Raw genomic sequence first — 19,996 nt, 5'->3', positions numbered from 1 at the left:
ATACCCAATTCGATCATCTGGGCAAAACCGAGAATGGCGTTGAGCGGCGTGCGCAACTCGTGGCTCATGGAGGCGAGGAACTTGGTTTTGGTTTCATTTGCCTGTTCGGCGACGCTGCGGGCATGCTCGATCTCGCCCAGCGCGCGGATCTGATCGGTGACGTCCTTGCGCACCATCAGGGTGCCGCCGTCGCGGGTGCGATGGTGGGTGAACTTGAGCCAGCGTTCGCTGCCGTCCACATCCCGGAAGGCGATCTCGATCGGCTCCAGCGCGCGGAAGCAACGGATACGCCGTTCGAGCCAGTCGCGATCCTTATCGGCATATCCGCCGCGCGCAAACAGGGTTTCGACCATTTCGACGAACGGCAGACCGACCTTGAATACATCGCGCATCATTGCCGGGTAACGCGCGAACGACTCGTTGAACAATACCAGCCGCTCGCTCGAATCGAACAAAGAAACGCTGTCGTTCATGCTTTCGAGCGCGGTCCACAACAATTCCTGACTCGACCGAAGCTCCGTTTCCATCCGCTTGCGCGCGGTGATGTCGCTGAGCGCGAGCAGGGTGCCGCCGTCGGCGGTGCGGAAATGACGAACCAGGCGCCACGCCTGTTCGCCGTCATCGGGCGTCACCGCGTATTCGGCTTCCGTCAGCGCCCGGAAGCGCCGCAGGCGCTCGCGCACCCAAGCTTCGTCCCCGACCTTGGCCGGGCCGTAATAACCGGCTTTGGCGAGCGCGCGGACAAAATTTTCGAACGTCAATCCGGGCTTGAAGATGTCCGCAATCGCCGCGACTTCGGCGGCATAGCGGCGATTGAACAGCGCCAGCCGTTCGTCCTTGTCGAACAGGACGATGCCGTCGCTGATGCTCTCGATCGCATCGGCGAGCCGCTGCTGGGCGCTGGCCAATTCCGCCTCCGCCCTCTTGCGCGCGGTAATATCCGTGCGTACCAGGAATGTACTGCCGTCGCGGGTGCGATAATGGCTCGATGAAATCCACCGGTCGCCGGCGGGATCGTGCTGCCGGCTCAATGCCGTTTCCAGTGAGCGAAACAGGCGAAGGCGTTCCTCGATCCAATCCTCGCCGAGGCCGACGTAATTGCCGCGCTTGACCAGCGCCGTGACTTCTTCGCGCAACGACAATCCCGGTTTCAGGATGTCGCCGATGAGCGGCAGGCTGCGGGCGTACCCTTCGTTGAACAGAACCAGCCGTTCGTTCTTGTCGTAGAGCGCGACGCCATCGCCAATACTGTCGATCGCCGTTTGCAGCAGGTGTCGGGAGTCTTCGAGCGCCGCTTCCGTCCGTTTGCGCGCGGTGATGTCCGTGCGCACCAGGAACGTGCCGCCGTCGCGGGTGCGGTAATGGTTTACGAGGGCCCAGCGCTCGCCGCCATCGGGGTCGCGCATGTGGGCTTCGAACGATTCCAAGGCGCGAAAACGGCGAACGCGTTCGGTCACCCACGCTTCGTCCACGCCAACGTAACCGTCCTGTTCCACCAGATGCCGGATTATGTCGGTGAAGGACACGCCGGCTTTGATATAGCCGCTCAATTGCGGGCGGGTATCGACATAGTTGCCGTTCCACATCACCAGGCGTTCGTCCTTGTCGAACAAGGCGACGCCGGCGGCGATGCTGTCGAGCGCGGACTGCAGCAGTTGCCGGGAAGATTCGAGCGCCGCTTCCGCCCGCTTGCGCTCGGTGATTTCGGTGCCGATCCTGAGCGTGCCGCCGTCGCGGGTGCGGTAATGGCGGATCAAATGCCAGCGCTCGGTTCCGTCGGGATCGCGCCGGTGTAATTCGACCGGCTCCAGATCGCGGAACTTGCGGATACGCTCGGCGATCCACTCCGGGCCCGCGTCCTTGTAGCCGCCGCCGGCGGCGATCGTTTTGACGAAATCGACGAAGGAAATCCCAGGCGCGAGCGCGCCGGGAAAGGCCTTGAGATTCGTCGCCAGGCTTTGGTTGTGCAGGACCAGCCGTTCGTCCTTGTCGAACAAGGCGATGCCGCCGCCGACGCTGTCGAGCGCCGTTTGCAACAATTGGCGCGAGGACTCCAGGTCGGATTCGGCTTTGCGGCGGGCAGTGATGTCTTCGGTGAATAGAATGATCCCGCCGACGGTGCCCGTCGCGTCGAACCATGGTCGCAATTCCCATTTCAGCCATTGCACCGAACCATCGAGCCGCGTGAAAGATTCGGCGTCCATCCGGAGCACTTCTCCGGTCAGCCCGCGACGATGCGCCTCTTTCCATGCTTCGGGAATTTCCGGAAAAACATCGTAATGCGAAAGGCCGCGCAAATCCCGCTCGCCGAGGCCATAATCGGTGAGCCACCGGCGGCTGACATGGAGGTAGCGCATCTCGCGGTCGAACATGGCCAGGGCCGCTGGAGCGTGTTCGATAAAAAGGCCCAGCAGCCGCTCGCCGGCTTGTACCTTCAAATCCGATTGCTTTTGCGCGGTGGCGTCCTCGCGGATCAGGAGCGTGCCGCCGTCGCGCGTGCGGTAGTGATGGACCTTGATCCACAAATCCTGCCCGAGGATGTCCTGTGCCCGGTATTCGACCGGGTCCAGCGCGCGAAAGGCGCGCAGACGCTTCGCGATCCAGTCGTCGCCGCGGACGGAGACATAGAATCCTTTTCGATCGAGGGAACGGATTTCCTCCTCGAACGACATGCCGAGGCGAAAGTTGCCGATGACCCGCGACACGGCGAGATGGTAGCTCTGGTTGTGCAGGATCAGGCGTTCGTCCTTGTCGAACAGCGCGACGCCGTCGGAAAGGCTGTCGATGGCATCGGCGAGGCGCTGGCGAACGGTCGCCAGTTCCGCCTCGGCCCGCTTGCGCTCGGTGATATCCTCGCGGATCAGGAACGTGCCGCCATCCTGCGTGCGATGAAGATGCACATGGGCCCAGCGTTCCTTGCCGTCGGGATCGCGCATGTGGTTCTCGACCGGCTCCAGCGCTCGGAACTGGCGGACGCGTGTTTCGACCCAATTCCGGTCGACGCCCAGGTAACGGCCCTGGGCCGTCATGCGCGTGACCAGTTCGGTGAACGACAAGCCGGGCGAGACGACGTCGCGCAACGCCGGCGAGGTGCGGATAAATCCCTCGTTCCAGAACACCAGCCGTTCGTTCTTGTCGAACAGGGCGGCGCCGTCCTTGAGGCTGTCGAGGGCGGTGCGCAGCAGATCGCGGGATTGCTGAAGATCCGCGCCTCTCCGGCGAAGTTCCCAAATTCCGCCGACCACAAAAAGAACGAACATGACAAGCCCCGCGAACAGGGCTTCATCGGCCTTGAACGGTTCATACTGTTCGAGCCGCTTTCCCAGATTCTCCGCCACGCCGAGAGCCGAAAAAACCCCGTACAACACGGCGAAAATCGCGATCGCCGCCAAGGCGATTGCGATCGGCGAACTGTACAAGGAAGAGATTCGCGTTCGGATTTTGGCGCCGATGCCCATATGCGCGCGCTTTTCAACCCGTGCCCGAAGCGTCGCGAGGACGGAAACGAACTCGCGTCAATTTTTGCCTTTGTCGCCGCCGGTCGCGAGGAAGATGATCTCGCCCACCTGGTCCTCGAGCGAGCGCCAATCGCGGGTCTTGCGGATCGCGCCGCCGGGCGGAATTTTCTCCGCCGCGCGGCCCGGCTCCAGGCGCACGTACTTGCCGCCGAGAATGCCCTCGCTGTCGACCGCCGCGACCGTGTCGGCCGGCAGCTTCACCTCCGGCGCAATGGTCATCGTCACGATCGCGTCGAAGGTCTGGGGATCGAGGCGCTGGCCGGTCACGGTGCCGACCTTGATCCCGCTGATGCGCACGTCGCTGCCCTTGGCCAGACCGCCGATCTTGGCGAAATGGGCGCTGATGGCATAGCCCTGGGTCGCGCGCACCTGGGCGGTCTGCTGAAAGAAGTAAACGAAGATGCCGGCCACCATCAGCACGACCGCGCCAAGCACGGTTTCGACGAGATTGCGTCCGATCATGGCCGGGTTCCTTCCTTGGGGGTAGCCTTGGCGCGCGCGGCGCGGCCCTCGGCGATGATGAGATCGAGCAGCTCGGAAACGATCAGCGCGTCCTGGGTGTGCGTGATCGCTCCGCCCGGCTTGATGACCGCGTCGTCGCCGCCCACCAGCAGCACCACGAACTTGGAGCCGAACAGGCCGTCGGTGTGGATCGCCGCGGCCGTGTCTTCCGGCAATTTGATCCCGGAATCGAGGCGCATCGTGAGCCGGGCGCGATGATTGGCGTCCAGTTCGGCCTTGGCCACGGTGCCGACCCGGATGCCGCCGAGGCGCACCGGATCGCCCGGAAACAGGCCGTCGATCCGGTTGAAGGTGGCGCTGATCTCGTATCCGGTCGCGCGGCCGGCCGCGTGCGTGCGCCCGGCCTGAAAAAATCCCAGCACCAGCAGCAGCGACGACAGCGCGACCGCGCCGACCGCGATTTCCTTGGCTTCCCCGCGCATGGAGTTACGTCGGCCTCCACGATTCGTAGTCGGCGGTGGTCGCGGGATGATGTCCGTCCCGGAGTTCGTGCCCGCCGGGACGATAAGCGTCCGCGGTGCCGGTGGGATTGGGTTGATGCGGCTTTTGCCACGGCCGCGCCTCGGCCGCGGTCTGGGTGAGCGGCTGATCGACCGTGTGGTGCAGCCACGCGTGCCATTCGGCGGGAACCTTCGAGGCCTCGTTGGCGCCCTTATAGATCACCCAACGCCGCTCGCGCCCGTGCAGGCGTTGCCCGCGCGCGCGGTAATAGCGATTGCCGAATTCGTCGGCGCCGACCCGGACGCCTTTGAACAGGGTGTAGATCAGCGTGCCCAGTGTCGCCATCGTTCGCTCCTTAACTTTAACTTCCTTTACCGATAATCGTAGCTCCGCCGACCGAGTATTTCACGGCGTCACCGCCTTCGTTATCCCCGCCGAAGAGCCGCACGATCGGGTGCAAACGCGAGCGACTCCGCTTTCCTAGGGCCATTCGCGCCATGGGAACAGTTAGGAAATCCCCTCCCTGGAACGCCCGGGCCCGATTTCCCGCGCTCTCGTCGAAGGCTGATAACCTTCTGTATAAAAATAACAATTCATCTGACTATCGAACGTCTCCCCAATCCCTTGGCGGCATTTCAGGCCGGGCTTCAACCCCGCCCGCTTAACCCCTTGTTAGCACTACATGTTGTAAAAAATATGTCCCACAAACGCTAGATATGGAGTTTCCGATTGCTCCGAGAATCGCACTGGGCTAGATTTTGCCCCTCGCCATCGAAACAGCCACCGTATCTAGCACATTGTTGGTGTCGTATCGAGAGGCTGGGCGCTCGAAAGCCGGCGGATCAAAGCGGCGTCGGGAGAGGCAATAAAACGGGGGCTTGAAGTCTTCTGGGGGACTTCCCGCGAGGGATGCGCGTTCTTCCAAGACCGATCACTCCCATCACGCAACGGCGGGCCGGACCCTCGGCCAGGGGGCACGGACCGACAAAAACATAAAGAGGGGACTATGCGTATCGCGCGTCGTTACACCAAGGAAGGCCAAACCCCCTACGGCGGGATCGAGTTCAAGGTTACCTCCAGCGAAATCCGAAATCCCGACGGCTCGGTCGTCTTCCGGCTCGAGCGCCTCGAAGCGCCGGCGCACTGGTCGGACGTCGCCTGCGACGTGCTGGCCCAGAAATATTTCCGCAAGGCCGGCGTCCCCGCCCGGCTCAAGCGCGTCGAGGAAAACGGCGTGCCGTCCTGGCTCTGGCGCCACGTCGCCGACGAGGACGCGCTGGCCGGACTGCCCAAGGACGAGCGCACGGTCGGCGAGACATCGGCCAAACAGGTGTTCGAACGCATGGCGGGCACCTGGACCTATTGGGGCTGGAAGGGCGGCTACTTCGACGGCGAGGCGGACGCGCGCGCCTATTACGACGAAATGTGCCACATGCTCGCCGCCCAGATCGGCGCCCCCAATTCGCCGCAGTGGTTCAACACCGGCCTCCATTGGGCCTACGGCATCGACGGTCCGGCGCAGGGACATTATTACGTCGATTTCCGCACCGGCAAACTGGTCCGCTCGGCTTCGGCCTACGAACACCCGCAGCCGCACGCTTGTTTCATCCAGAGCGTCGACGACGATCTCGTCAACGAAGGCGGGATCATGGATTTGTGGGTACGGGAAGCCCGCCTGTTCAAGTACGGCTCCGGCACCGGCTCCAACTTCTCGCGCCTGCGCGGGGAAAACGAAAAGCTTTCCGGCGGCGGGCGTTCGTCCGGCCTGATGAGCTTTCTCAAGATCGGCGACCGGGCCGCCGGCGCCATCAAATCGGGCGGCACCACCCGGCGCGCCGCCAAAATGGTGGTGGTCGACGTCGATCATCCCGACATCGAGCAGTTCGTCGATTGGAAGGTGCGCGAGGAACAGAAGGTCGCCGCCCTCGTCGCCGGCTCGCGCCTCGCCCACAAGCACCTCAACGAGATCATGGCCGCGTGCAATACCGACGCGCCTCGCGCGGGCGAATCCCCGCGCGTCTTGGATGATGCGCCCCTATCGGGGCGCGGCGGCGAGGACCGCTTCGAGCCGACCCGCAACGGCGCCTTGAAGCGCGCCATCCGCGGCGCCCGCCAGGCGATGATCCCGGACAGCTACATCCGCCGCGTCATCCAATTCGCGCGCCAGGGCTACACCGCGATCGATTTCCCGGTTTTCGACACCGACTGGGATTCGGAAGCCTACATGACCGTGAGCGGGCAGAATTCCAACAACAGCGTGCGCGTGTCCAACGCCTTCCTCGATCGCGTCGTCGGCGACGGCGAATGGCCGCTCACCCGCCGGGTCGACGGCAGGGTCGCCAAGACCGTGCGCGCCAAGGAATTGTGGGAGCGGATCGCTTACGCCGCCTGGGCCTCGGCCGATCCCGGCCTGCAATTCGACACCACCATCAACGAATGGCATACGTGCCCGGAATCGGGGCGGATCAACGCCTCCAACCCGTGCTCGGAGTACATGTTCCTCGACGACACGGCGTGCAACCTCGCCTCGCTCAACTTGCTGCCGTTCTTGGGCAAGGACGGCCAGTTCGACGTCGCGCGTTTCGAGCACGCGGTCAGGCTCTGGACGCTGACCCTCGAAATCTCGGTGACCATGGCCCAGTTCCCGTCGCCGCGCATCGCCGAGCTGTCCTACGAATTCCGCACGCTCGGCTTGGGCTTCGCCAACATCGGCGGCTACCTGATGGCCGCCGGCATTCCCTACGATTCGGCCGAGGGGCGCGCGATTTGCGGCGCCGTCTCCGCGCTGATGACCGGGGCGTCCTACGCGGCTTCCGCCGAGATGGCGGGCGAGATGGGGGCGTTCCCGCGCTATGAAGCCAACCGCGACGCGATGCTCCGGGTCATCCGTAATCACCGCCGCGCGGCGCACGGCGCCAGCGGCAGCTACGAGGGTCTCTCGGTCCTGCCGGTGCCGCTCAACGGCGCCGACTGCCCGGACGCGGAACTGGCGGCCGCCGCGCGCATGATCTGGGATCGCGCCCTTGAGCTCGGCCAGGCGCACGGCTTCCGCAACGCCCAAGTCAGCGTGGTCGCGCCGACCGGAACCATCGGCCTGGTGATGGATTGCGACACCACCGGCATCGAGCCCGATTTCGCCCTGGTCAAGTACAAGAAGCTCGCCGGCGGCGGCTACTTCAAGATCATCAACCGCATCGTTCCGCGCGCGCTCAAGACGCTCGGCTACGCCGAGGAGGAGATCGGCGAAATCGTCCGCTACGCGGTCGGCCACGGCACCCTCAAGGGCGCGCCGGGCGTAACCCACGACGTGCTGCGCGCCCACGGCTTCACCGACGAGGCCCTGGCCAAGGTCGAAGCCGCGCTCGCGAGCACCTACGATATCCGCTTCGTGTTCAACAAATGGACGTTGGGCGAGGCGTTCTGCACCGATACCCTCAAGATCGACCCGAAGCGGCTCGACGAAGTGGATTTCGATCTACTCGCCGCGCTCGGCTTCGCCAAGTCCGACATCGACGCCGCCAACGCCTATGTCTGCGGCGCCATGACCCTCGAGGGCGCGCCGTACCTGAAGCCGCAGCATCTGCCGGTGTTCGACTGCGCCAGCCCGTGCGGGCGCAACGGCAAGCGGTTCCTGTCGGTCGAGAGCCACATCCGCATGATGGCGGCGTCGCAGCCGTTCATTTCGGGCGCCATCTCCAAGACCATCAATATGCCGAACGCGGCGACGGTCGCCGACTGCCAGAACGCGTACATGCTGTCCTGGCGGCTCGGTCTCAAGGCCAACGCGCTTTACCGCGACGGATCCAAGCTGTCGCAGCCGCTGAACGCGGCCCTGCTCGCCGACGACGCGGACGAAGCCGAGGATACGGCCGAGCGCATCGCCGCCGCCAACCCCGTCCAGCGCGCGGAACTGGTCGCCGAACGGGTGGTCGAGCGGGTCGTCGAACGCGTGGTCGAGCACGTCAAGCGCGACCGCGAACGCCCGCCCAGCCGGCGCAAGGGTTACACCCAGAAAGCGATCGTCGGCGGCCACAAGGTCTATCTGCGCACCGGCGAATACGGCGACGGCCGGTTGGCCGAGATCTTCGTCGACATGCACAAGGAAGGCGCAGCTTTCCGCAGCCTGATGAACAATTTCGCCATCGCCATCTCGATCGGGCTTCAGTACGGCGTCCCGCTCGAAGAATACGTCGAGGCGTTCACCTTCACCCGCTTCGAGCCCGCTGGCCTGGTCCAGGGCAACGACGCGATCAAGTCGGCGACGTCGATCATCGATTACATCTTCCGGGAACTGGCGGTTTCCTATCTCGGGCGCAACGACCTTGCCCACATCCAGCCCGACGACCTGAAACCCGACAGCCTCGGCGGCGGCAACGACGAAGGCGACTTGCCGGGCACCGCCGAAGGCGCGATCCCGCCGGCCGCAAGCCAGGGCTATGTCCGCTCCAAGCTCATGGTCATCCGGGGCGCCAAGGGCGCGGCCGCGACCGCCGTCATGTCCGCCCCGGTCACGGCCATGTCTCCGGCCGCGCAAGGGGTGTACGCCCTCAGCCTCGACGCCGAGGTCGTGCAGGCGGTGGACACCCGGCTCGATCAGATTCGCGAAGCCCGCATGAAGGGTTACGAAGGCGACCCGTGCGGCGAGTGCGGAAATTTTACGCTGGTGCGCAACGGCACCTGCCTCAAATGCAACACGTGTGGCTCCACCACCGGATGCTCCTGATGGCGCGCACGGTATGCAAACGTTCCTCCCTGGGAAACTTGGGGCGCTCTCCGGATCGCTAACATCCGGAGGGCGCCCGATTTTTTCCGATCCCTTCCTTTATTTCTCCGTTCGCTCAGCGACCGAATCCCCCTCGTGAGAAAAGGCCACGATGCGCGGGTCTCGAGCGCCTTGAACCGCGGCGGCTGCATTTTTCCATCGATCGATTTTTTACGGTTGAAATCGGGGCGATTTCCATGCCCAATAGCGCCGAATAGTGCCTAATAGCGCGTCGATAAGGCTTGAAAAAAGCTCGCGCGGGGGAAGTATCCGACACCACACGTGCCCGATTCTGAGGAATACCCCTTCGTGGCCGCTTCGCGCAAAAAGTCCTCCAAATCCCGCCGCAAGTCCGCCGCCGGCACCAGCGCCCCCGGACCGTTGTCCGTGAGTCGCGGGCCGGTCGCGGTGCAACTCGCCGAGAACGAGCCGTTTCTCGCCAACGCCATCGCCCAACAGGGCGCAAGCCGGCGTCTCAGCTTCCACGTGGTCGACGACGATCCGATCGCGGCGAAAATGATGACGGCGCTGATCGCGCAAGCCGGACACACGGTTAAATTCTCCACCTCCAGTCTGACGGCGCTGGCCGATATCCTGGTGCAGAAGCCGGACGTGGTGATCGTGGACTTGATGATGCCGGACGTGGACGGCATCGAGTTGTGCGCGATGCTGCGCGCGAAACCGTCGACCGCCGCAATGAAAATCGTCGTGGTGTCGGCCAAGACCTACGAATTCGACCGCAAACGCGCCCTCGGTACCGGCGCCGACGGCTTCATCCAGAAGCCGATCTCGGCCGAGACGTTCATGTCCCGGGTGTTGCGCATCGTCGAGGACAAGATCGACCTCACCTTCTGGGGCGTACGCGGAACGCTGCCGGTCGCCGGCGGAAAAAGCCTGCGCTACGGCGGCAACACGTCGTGCGTGACTTTGGAATTTCCGACCCACCAGCTGTTCGTGTTCGACGCCGGAACCGGCATCAAGAATCTGTCCGACCATCTGCTCAGGCAGAAGCGAACCCGTATCGAAGCCAAGATTTTCCTGTCGCATCCGCATTGGGACCACATCAACGCGCTTCCCTTCTTCGTCCCTCTCTACCTGCCGGGCAACGATTTCGAGATCCTCGGCGCGCGCCACGGCGACACCACCATGCGCCAGATCATTTCCGCGCAGATGGACGGCGTCTACTTCCCGATCACCTTCCAGGAATTCGGCGCGCGGGTCTATTTCCACGACCTCGACGAGGAAGAGCTGATGTTCGGCCGGATCAAGGTCAGCACCATGCTGCTCAGCCATCCCGGCCGCTGCCTCGGCTACCGGATCGACTACAACGGCCGCTCGATCGGCTACGTCACCGACAATGAACTGTTCCTCGAGGGCAACCCGCATCACAACGCCCACTACGTCGCCAAGCTCGCCAAGTTTGTCGAAGGGATTGATGTGCTCATCACCGACACCACCTATACCGACCAGGAATACGCGAGCAAGGTCGGCTGGGGCCATTCCTGCATCGGCGAAGTGGTCAAGCTGGCCCACGCCGCCAAGGTCAAGAACCTTTATCTCTTCCACCACGATCCCGACCAATCGGACACCGCCATCGACGCCAAGCTCGAAACCGCGGAAAGCCAGTTGGCGAAATTGCGTTCCAAGACCCGAGTCGTCGCCCCCCACGAAGGGCTTTTGCTGCGGCTCTGACCCCCCTTCCGAGACCCTTTCGCCGGTCGATGCCGTATGTTACGGTGCCCTTCCGGCGGCTCGCTACCGCGTGCGATTGGACGGCGACGACGCCTGTCGCGACCTGAAATAAATCTTTCAACCGGGAGGCTTTCGATGAAGAAATACGTTACCGCGGCGACGGTTGCCTTGGCGCTGAATGCCGGCGGAATAGCCCACGCTCAGGAAATCGATACCGTTCGCTGGGGCATCCCCATGGCGTTCGGATCCAACCTGGTGGCGCTCGGCGACACCATGCCGTGGGTCGCGCAGCAGCTCGACCGCGCCTCGGGCGGCCGCATCAAACTGCAGGTGTTCGAACCGGGCAAGCTGGTCCCGGCGCTCGCGGTGTTCGATTCCGTCAGCCAGGGCAAGGTCGAAGCCGGCTACACCTGGATGGGCTACGAGATCGGCAAGCTCCCCGCTTCCGCCCTGTTCGGCGCGGTGCCGTTCGGCATGGAAAGCCCGATGTTCTCGGCGTGGATGTATTTCGGCGGCGGCGACCAGCTTCTCAAGGAACTCTACAAGCCGCACAAGGTCCACCCCATCTTCTGCGGCACCATCAGCCCCGAAGCGGCCGGCTGGTTCCGCAAGGAGATCACCAAGCCCGACGAGATCAAGGGCCTGAAGTTCCGCGCCGCGGGCCTCGGCGGCAAGGTATATCAGAAGGTCGGCGCCTCCGTGACCATGCTGCCCGGCGGCGAACTGTTCCAGGCGCTGGAAAAAGGCGTGCTCGACGGCACCGAGTTCTCGCTGCCGACGGTGGACGACCAACTCGGCTTCCACAAGGTCGCCAAGTTCTACTACTTGCCCGGCTGGCACCAGCCCTCGACCAACCAGTATCTCTACGTCAACCTCGATCAGTGGTCGAAGCTGAAGCCCGCCACCCAGGCGCTGATCGAAACGACCTGCACCGCGGGCGTTGCCATATCGCTCGCCAAGGCCGAAGCCCTGCAGGGCACGACCCTGGAAAAGTTCGAGAAGGAAGGCGTCAAGGCGGTCAAGGTGTCGCCCGAACTGCTCGCCGCCTTCAAAAAAGCCACCGACGAAGTGATGGCCGAGGAAAGCGCCAAGGACGCCATGTTCAAGAAGGTTTACGACAGCCAGCGCTCCTTCCAGAAACAGAACAGCAAGTGGCACGATTTCGGCTACTTGCCGCGCGACTTCAAGCACTGATCCCGCCGGTATGGCGGCGGAGATCAAACCGCCTATGGACGGCCCCTCCTCGGGGCCGTCCGATTTTTCGCTGCCCGAAACGGCGATCTCCCGGGCGTTCGACCGGGTGATCGTCGCCATCGGCGAAGCGTCGTCCTGGCTGTGGACGATCCTGATGCTGCTGATCGTCTATCAGGTCGTGCAGCGCTATGTTTTTTCCGTCGGTTCGATCAAGCTCGAAGAAATCCAATGGCACATCTACGCCATCGGATTTCTGCTCGGGCTCGCGTTCACCGAAGTCCGCCAGCGCCACGTGCGCGTCGACGTGCTGGCCGAACACTTCTCGCGTCGGACCCGCCTCAGGATCGAACTCGGCGGTTTGTTGTTCCTGCTGCTGCCGGTCGCGGTTTTCATGATTTGGTACGCCGTGCCGTTCGTGGCGAGGTCGTGGGAATTGAACGAAATCTCCGCCGCGCCCGACGGGCTGCCGTATCGCTGGGCCTTGAAATCGTTCATCGTCACCGCTTTCGTTCTGCTGGCGATGGCGGGCGTCTCCCGTCTCACACGGGTGTGGGCGGCGTTGCGGGCGGGAACGAGGTAGTCGGCGATGCCGGTCTACGAAATCATCGTCGTCATCTTCATGGCGACCTTCATCGGGTCGCTGTTCACCGGCTATCCGGTCGCGTGGCTGCTGGGCGGGCTGTCGCTGCTGTTCGCCGCCGGAGGCCTCGCGCTCAACGGCCTCGGCGTCGATACCTTCCTGCTCACCGGCTGGCCCAAGCTCGGCGCCATCATCGATCGCGTCGACGCGATCATGTCGAACTGGGTCCTCGTGTCGCTGCCGATGTTCATCTACATGGGGCTGATGCTCGACAATTCGGGCGTCGCCGAGAAGATGATGACCAACATGGTGCGCGTGTTCGGCCGGTTGCGCGGCGGCCTCGCCATCACCGTCATCCTGATCGGCATCCTTCTCGCCGCCTCGACCGGCATCGTCGGTGCGTCCGTGGTCCTGCTCGCGACGCTCGCGATTCCGATCATGCTGCAGGCCAATTATTCGAAGACGCTCTCCTCCGGCGTGGTCGCCGCGGCGGGAACCCTCGGCATCCTGGTGCCGCCGTCGATCATGCTGGTGCTGATGGCCGACCAGATTTCCATATCGGTCGGCGACCTGTTCATGGGGGCGCTGATCCCGGGCGTGATGCTCGGCCTGTTGTTCATGCTCTATGTCATTCTGGTCGGCCTGTTCAATCCCAAGGCGGCACCACCGCCGCCCAAGGCCCCGCCGTTGACGGGGCGCGAGATTTGGGGCGCGGTGCTGGCGACCGTGCCGACCGCCGGCCTGATCCTCGCCGTTCTCGGCGCGATCTTCATGGGTATCGCGACGCCGACCGAGGCGTCCGGCATCGGCGCCTTCGGCGCGACTTTGCTCGCGCTCTTCAACCGCAGGCTCAGCCTCAAGGTTATCCGTCAAGTCGGCATCGAGACGACGCTCACCACCTGCTTCATCTTCGGCATTTTCATCGGCGCGACGATTTTCGCGTTCATTCTGCGCTCGCTCGGCGGCGACGAATTGATCGCGCACGCGCTCAAGGGGCTGCCGTTCGGGCCGACCGGCATCGTGATCTTCATCCTGTTCGTCGCCTTCATCGCCGGCTTCTTCCTCGATTGGCTGGAGATCGTGCTGATCATCCTTCCCCTGGTCGCGCCGGTGATCAAGGATCTCGGCATCAACATGGTGTGGTTCCTGGTCGTGCTCGCGGTGATGCTGCAAACGTCGTTCCTCACCCCGCCGGTCGGATTCTCGCTCTTTTATCTCAAGGGCGTGGTCCCGAAGGAAATCACCACCCGCCACATCTACCTCGGCGTCATTCCGTTCGTGATCGTGCAACTTCTCGCCGTGGCCGCGTGTTTCGTCTGGCCCGATCTCGTGCTGTGGCTGCCGGCCAAGATGTACGGCTCCGGTGGATAGCTTGCGTTCCCGCCGCGCGGCGGCCATCCTTTCCCCATGCCGGACGGCCGCGAACCCCTGATCGCGCGCACGCTGACCTCGATCCGCGGCCTCGCGGCCGCGGATTGGGATGCGTCGGCGGGAGCGGATAATCCCTTCGTCGCCCACGCGTTTCTCGCCGCCCTGGAAGAATCCGGATCGGCCACCGCCGAAACCGGCTGGGCGCCGGCGCACGCGGTGATCGAGGACGCGAACGGCGCCGTCCTCGCCTGCGCTCCGTTCTATGCCAAAAGCCATTCCTACGGCGAATACGTGTTCGACCACGCCTGGGCGGACGCCTACACACGCGCGGGCGGACGTTATTATCCGAAACTGCTGTGCGCGGTGCCGTTCACGCCCGCAACCGGACCGAGGCTCCTGGTGCCGCCCGCGCTCGCGCGCGAGCGCGCCGACGAACTGCGCGCGGCCCTCGCCGCGGCGATGATTCGGATCGCCGAACGCCACGGCGTTTCCTCGCTCCACGTCAATTTTCCCGCCGAGGTCGACGCCCAAGCCCTCGAGGCCGCCGGATATCTGTCGCGCCTCGGCGTCCAATACCACTGGACCAATCGCGGTTACCGCGACTTCGACGACTTTCTCGCCGCCCTTTCTTCGCGCAAGCGCAAGGCCATCCGCAAGGAACGCGCCGCGGTCCGCGATGCCGGGGTCGCCATATCCGTCCTGACCGGATCGGATTTGCGCGAGGCCCATTGGGACGTCTTTTACGCCTTCTATCGCGATACCGCCTCGCGCAAATGGGGCGGCGGGTATTTGACGCGGGCCTTTTTTTCGCTGCTGGGCGAGCGCATGGCCGACCGCGTCGTGCTGGTGCTGGCCGAACACGGCGGACGGCCGGTGGCGGGGGCGCTCAATCTGCTCGGCGGCGACACGCTCTACGGGCGGCACTGGGGCTGCGCCGCGGATTTCCGATTCCTGCATTTCGAGGCTTGCTACTACCAGGCGATCGAGTTCGCGATCGGGCGCGGCTTGGCCCGCGTCGAGGCGGGCGCGCAAGGCGAGCACAAGATCCAGCGCGGCTACCTGCCCGAGGCGACAAGAAGCTATCATTGGATCGCGAACGCGGCCTTTCGCGATCTGCTCGGGCGGCACTTGGCGCGCGAGCGCGCGGCGGTCATGGCCGAAATCGCCGAACTGACGGAGTTTTCCCCCTATCGCCGGTCCTGACCTGCGACGTACCCTGCGTGTGTCCCGCAACGGGGAGTGCCGCCATGACCGACATCCAGGATCGCCTGCTCGCCCGCCTGCGCGAGGCCGAAACCGATCTCGACCGCGAGCTGGCGCGCCAACGGGAGCGCCTCGGCGCCGGATTCGATCGCCAGCGTCTCCGCTTCGAGCGCGCGGTGCTCGACCAACAGCATCGGTTCCGGCGCGGCCTCGCGGCCTTTTTCGCGCGCGCGCCGGTGCTGTTTATCGTCACCGCGCCGGTGATCTACGCCATGCTGATCCCGATCGCGCTGCTCGATGTCGCGCTGTTCGTCTATCAGCACGTCTGTTTTCCGGTGTACGGCATCAAGAAAGTGCGCCGTTCCGATTTCATCGCCTGGGACCGGCATCATCTCGGCTACCTCAACCTGATCGAGAAACTGAATTGCGATTATTGCGGCTATGCCACCGGGGTCATCGCCTACGCCCGCGAAATCGGCAGCCGGACCGAGGCTTATTGGTGCCCGATCAAGCACGCGCAAGCGGTTCAGCCGCCGCACCAGCGCTATTACGAATTCCTCGACTACGGCGACGCGGAGGGCTTCCGCCGCCGCCAGGACGCCCGCGATTCCGGGCCGAAAAAGCCCTCGGCGGCCGATTAACCCGGCGTTAACCATGCCGGGCGCAGGCTGCCCGGCATGGCGTTTCGCTTTCTCCTGTGGCTGGCGCTCGCCTCGGCCGCCGCCTTTCCGGCGGCGGCCGAGGAGTGCGTTCGCCTCGTGCCCGGCCCGGGCGGCGAGACCCTGATCAACCAATGCAACGCCTGCCGGATCGTGACCGTGCACCGCGGCCGCGCCGGCAACGCGGCGCCGACCCAGCGCAGTTTCACCGTCCACCCGGGCATGCCGGTCGACCTGCCGTTCAAGGGTGCGGGACGTTCGCGCATGATGTCGGAGGCGCCGTGCGAAGGCACCCCCGACGCCCCGGTCAACATCGTCGACCCCCAAGCATCGCCCCCGCCGCCGCCCAAGATCGAATGCACGAAGCTTTATCGCGTCGCCGACCGGATCATGATGCTCAATTCCTGCGATTCGTGCCGCAAGATCACGGTCGCGCGCTACGGCGCGGGCGGCGGCGAGACGCGCATGAGCTACGATCTCAAGGGCAAGGGCAACGCGCCGCTCGATGCGCTGGGCGCCGCCGGCGCGCGCATCGTCGCCGAAACCGGCTGCGGCAGTTGAGCGTTCATCCCTCCAATTCCGCGATCATGCGATTGGCGGAACGCATCCGCGCCGTCATGATCAGGCAGAGATTGGACAGCAGCTTGAGGGCGATCTGCGGTCGTTCCCCTTTCAGCGCCGCGAACGCCGCCGCCGACAATCGGTAACCGACGGCGTGATCGGCCGCGATGACCGCGGCGGCGCGGGGCTTGTTGTCCAGAACCGCCATTTCGCCGAAGACCGATCCGGGCGTCAGGGTATCCAGGCGTTTGCCGTGCTCGCTGCCCGGTACCCGTATGATCACGTCCGCGTGTCCGCGCGACAAAAGAAAAATCGCGTCGCCCGTGTCGCCCTCGGCAAAAATCGTCTCGCCCTTGCGCCAGGATATCCGCTTTGCCCGGCGGCGAATGTCGCGGAGTTCCGCCCCGGTAAAGCCCCGGAAGACGCCGACGATCGCTTCTCGCCCATGATCGTCGCGACGATCGCGCTCGCCGACGCCGAGGACCAAGTTCTCGCATGCCGCGAGCGCCGAGTCGGTATCGGGAAATATGTGATTCTCTCCGACCGCGCGGACGACGCCGAACCGTTCGAAGGCGATCCGCGCCCGGCGCGCGTTCCCGACCCGCCGGCGCTCCGTTCCCATGAAATCGCCCCGGCCACGCCGCTTTTCCGCCGGCAAATAGCTGATGAAGACGAAGACGCCCGAACGGGCGGCGCGGCGAACCAAGTGCTCCACCGTGCGCGCGCCGGTCACGTCCACTTCCGTCACCCGCTTCATGTCGAGGATGACGTAGCGAGCGCCATCGGCGATCAAGCGTTCCACCACCGATTCGAGATGGTCCGCGCTGTGGAAGAAAATCGGTCCCTCCAGTTCCAGGACCGCGATCCGATCGCCGTCCCGCGCGAGGATGTCCAGGCTGCGCCGGTCGCGCTGGCGGCGGGAATGAATATGGGCGCCACGGTAGACCCGGCGCACCAGCGAGCGGCTTAACCGTCCGATCATGACAACGCCCGCGATCAGGACGCCGAGCCCCAGCGCCGTTATCAGGCCGAGCGCCACCGCGATCAGTGCGACGAGCCCCGCGATGCCGACCTCGATGAGGATCTGGGGATGATTGCGCCAGCCGGACACGGCCAGGTCGCGGGCGCGGCCGACCGTCCATTTGTCGATCAACTCGAGGCCGATCACGATCAGAATGCCGGTAACCACGGATACCGGCAGATGCGCGAGAGCGCCGGGGAACGCGAGCGGGATCAGCATGGCAAGAGCGCCGAAAACGGACGCCAACCGGGTTCGCGCGCCGGCATGATGGCTGGCGGCGGTCCGAGCCGGAGAACCGGCCCCGGTCAAGCCCCCGCCCAGGGCGACAAGCATATTGGCGAACCCCTGAACCAGCAGTTCGCGGCTGCCGCTGGTGCGATCGAGCGTCAGGCTATCGGCGAACTGAACCGCGAGCAGGGTGTCGAGGGTCGCGAGCGCCGCAACCGACACGGCGCCGACGACCAGCGTCGTAATCGCGGGGTGGTCGAGGTCGATGCCGGCCCACATATCGCCCCGGAGCCAAGTCGACCAGTTCTCAACGGTTCCCGCGAAGAGAACCTGGTTCATGCCTTCCATCGCGCCGACCGCCTCGCCGAGCGCCGCCGAACCCAGAACCGGCTCGAGCGCGTGGTGAAACGCAAGGCCCGCAAACAGGGCGAGCAAGACGCCCGGGAGCCGCGGCCACACGCGCGGGACCGTCCAGGCCACGGCGACCGTCGCGGCCGCGACGAGGATCGCCCCGACCGGCGGCAGATGCCCGCGCGCGATTGCGTCGAACCATCCGGTTCCGCTCGGGATCGCGAACAACGCGCGCATTTGGTCTAAAACGATCAAAATGCCCGATCCGGTCACGATTCCCGCGATGACCGGATACGGGACATAGCGGATAAGCCCGCCAATCCGAAATGCCCCGAGCAGAACTTGAATCATTCCGGCAAGCGCGAGCATGGCAAAGGCCGCAACCACCGCCGGCCGGCCGGCGAAAGGCGATCCGGGCGCCGCAATCTCGGCCAACGTCGCGGCCACCACCAGCGCCATGGTTACCCGCGGGCCGGAAATCATTACCCGCGTCCCGCCGAATAATGGAACGAGAAGGCCAACGCCCACCGCGCCGAGGATACCCGCGAGCGCCCCCTCGGCGGCGAACGAGGGTCCGAGCGGCGCGAACGCGACGATGCCGAGGCCGAGGGTATAGGGCAGTCCGATCATCGCGGCGTTGAATCCGCCAACGAGATCGCGGCCGACCGACGCGGCCGGTTCGCCGTTCATGACGCTCCCTCCCCCAGGATGCTTCTTATAATCCGACGCCGCATGGCAATCCGCTGGAGCCGGCGTTTCTTACACCGTTTCGACCCACGCCGCCACGGCTTCTTCTATGGTTACATCCCGATGAGGCGCCCGCATGGACGGCGGCTCGCCATCGACGATCGCGGCAAACGCGGCTTCGGCCCCGCGCACCAATCCGCGCGCCGCGACATGCGGATGCGCCGGCACTTCGCCGTAATCCAACACCGGTTGGTAGCAGCAATCGACGTTCTTGAGTCTGCGATCCCATTCGGCGCGGGGCGCGCCCGCGAAAACGTCCGCGACTTCGGCGATGAGTGCGGTTTGCGGCAACGGGTCGGCGTGGCGGTCGGTCCAATCACGTCGGGCCACGGCTTCGCAGAAGTTGCGCCAAAACGCTTTTTCGATCGCCCCCAGGGCGACGAATTTCCCGTCGCCGGTACGATAAATCCGGTAATACGCGGCGCCGCCGTTGAGCAGCGCCCCTTCGCGCGCGGGGGCGGCGCCCGCCCGGGCCGCGGTCAGGCCCCATCCCTGCCAGGCGAGAACGGTTTCGGCAAGCGAGACGTCGATGAACGCCCCCTGCCCCGTGCGCGCGCGCCCGAGCAGGCCGCCGAGGGCGCAGAGCGCCGCATGCATGGCGCTGGCGTGATCGGCGATGGGCGGAAACGTAATGGCCGGCGCGGCATGCGGCCCGCTCGCCGCCAATAATCCGGCAAACGCGAGGTAGTTGAGGTCGTGCCCGGCGGTAACGGCGAGCGGACCGGACTGGCCGTAGCCCGAAAGCGCGACATGGATCAGGCGCGGATTCGCGGCGCGCAAGCGATCGGCGCCGAACCCGAGCTTGGCGAGCGCGCCGGGCCGGAAGGATTCGATCAACACATCGGCGACCTCCGCCAGCCGCGCGAACGCTCGTTTGCCCTCCTCGCTCTTGAGATCGAGGCGGAGGACGCGCTTTCCGGCATTAATCGACGCGTAATAGGGCGAAACGCCCGAGACGGGATTTCCCGTCACGGGATCGAGGGCGCGCAGGGGATCGCCCGAGGGCGGCTCCACCTTGAGTACGTCGGCGCCGAGATCGGCGAGGATTTGCGCCGCCCCGGGCCCCGGCAGGTATTGGCCGAGGTCGAGCACGCGCGTGCCGGCGAGCCAGGATTTGAGCATCGGCGGCGGCCGCCGGACGGCGGG

General features: G+C 65.0%; 14 protein-coding genes. 8 read left to right on the top strand and 6 right to left on the bottom strand.

The genetic code is table 11. The annotated features are described in order from the left end of the window. The 4 genes from FJ311_05660 to FJ311_05645 all read right to left on the bottom strand — a co-directional run. Nucleotides 1–3,458 (bottom strand): PAS domain S-box protein (locus tag FJ311_05660; GenBank protein ID MBM3950923.1); only part of this gene is annotated, 3,458 nt, incomplete at its 3' end. Nucleotides 3,459–3,515: 57 nt separating this feature from the next. Beyond that, nucleotides 3,516–3,977: an MCE family protein gene (locus FJ311_05655; GenBank protein MBM3950922.1), complete on the bottom strand. Its 462-nt coding sequence runs from the start codon at nt 3,975–3,977 to the stop codon at nt 3,516–3,518. After that, complete coding sequence (locus FJ311_05650; GenBank protein MBM3950921.1) at nt 3,977–4,462, bottom strand: MCE family protein; 486 nt, start codon at nt 4,460–4,462, stop codon at nt 3,977–3,979. The genes FJ311_05655 and FJ311_05650 overlap by 1 nt, the downstream gene beginning before the upstream one ends. 4 nt (nt 4,463–4,466) lie before the next feature. Further along, a complete protein-coding gene (locus FJ311_05645) occupies nt 4,467–4,826 on the bottom strand; it encodes an NADH:ubiquinone oxidoreductase subunit NDUFA12 (protein MBM3950920.1) in 360 nt (119 codons plus the stop codon). Between the two features lie 661 nt (nt 4,827–5,487). Between FJ311_05645 and FJ311_05640 the strand changes: the two genes are divergently transcribed. From FJ311_05640 to FJ311_05605, 8 genes are all read left to right on the top strand, one after another. Next, nucleotides 5,488–9,204, top strand: coding sequence for a vitamin B12-dependent ribonucleotide reductase (locus tag FJ311_05640; GenBank protein ID MBM3950919.1), 3,717 nt, complete (start codon nt 5,488–5,490; stop codon nt 9,202–9,204). Between the two features lie 348 nt (nt 9,205–9,552). Then, complete coding sequence (locus FJ311_05635) at nt 9,553–10,935, top strand: response regulator (protein ID MBM3950918.1); 1,383 nt, start codon at nt 9,553–9,555, stop codon at nt 10,933–10,935. 135 nt (nt 10,936–11,070) lie between these two features. Next, entirely contained in the window at nt 11,071–12,129 is a 1,059-nt protein-coding gene (locus FJ311_05630) for a TRAP transporter substrate-binding protein (GenBank protein ID MBM3950917.1), read from the top strand. Nucleotides 12,130–12,139: 10 nt separating this feature from the next. Beyond that, entirely contained in the window at nt 12,140–12,709 is a 570-nt protein-coding gene (locus FJ311_05625; protein MBM3950916.1) for a TRAP transporter small permease subunit, read from the top strand. 6 nt (nt 12,710–12,715) lie between these two features. Next, on the top strand, nt 12,716–14,080 hold the full coding sequence (locus FJ311_05620) for a TRAP transporter large permease subunit (protein MBM3950915.1): 1,365 nt from the start codon (nt 12,716–12,718) through the stop codon (nt 14,078–14,080). 36 nt (nt 14,081–14,116) lie between these two features. Next, entirely contained in the window at nt 14,117–15,283 is a 1,167-nt protein-coding gene (locus tag FJ311_05615) for an N-acetyltransferase (protein ID MBM3950914.1), read from the top strand. 44 nt (nt 15,284–15,327) lie between these two features. Then, entirely contained in the window at nt 15,328–15,924 is a 597-nt protein-coding gene (locus FJ311_05610; protein MBM3950913.1) for a hypothetical protein, read from the top strand. A gap of 36 nt (nt 15,925–15,960) precedes the next feature. Further along, the gene (locus FJ311_05605; protein MBM3950912.1) at nt 15,961–16,503 is read left to right on the top strand and encodes a hypothetical protein; all 543 of its coding nucleotides are present in this window, start codon (nt 15,961–15,963) and stop codon (nt 16,501–16,503) included. A 4-nt stretch (nt 16,504–16,507) separates the two neighbouring features. On the opposite strand, the gene FJ311_05600 is transcribed toward FJ311_05605, so the two are convergent. Further along, nucleotides 16,508–18,793, bottom strand: a complete 2,286-nt coding sequence (locus FJ311_05600) for a cyclic nucleotide-binding domain-containing protein (protein MBM3950911.1) — start codon at nt 18,791–18,793, stop codon at nt 16,508–16,510. Between the two features lie 69 nt (nt 18,794–18,862). After that, nucleotides 18,863–19,972, bottom strand: a complete 1,110-nt coding sequence (locus tag FJ311_05595) for a CoA transferase (protein ID MBM3950910.1) — start codon at nt 19,970–19,972, stop codon at nt 18,863–18,865. Nucleotides 19,973–19,996: the final 24 nt, after the last annotated feature.

Source organism: Rhodospirillales bacterium, from assembly GCA_016872535.1.
Classification (GTDB): domain Bacteria; phylum Pseudomonadota; class Alphaproteobacteria; order Rhodospirillales; family 2-12-FULL-67-15; genus 2-12-FULL-67-15.
Note: the sequence above shows the minus strand (reverse complement) of the source record. Positions and strands in the feature narration are given on the sequence as shown.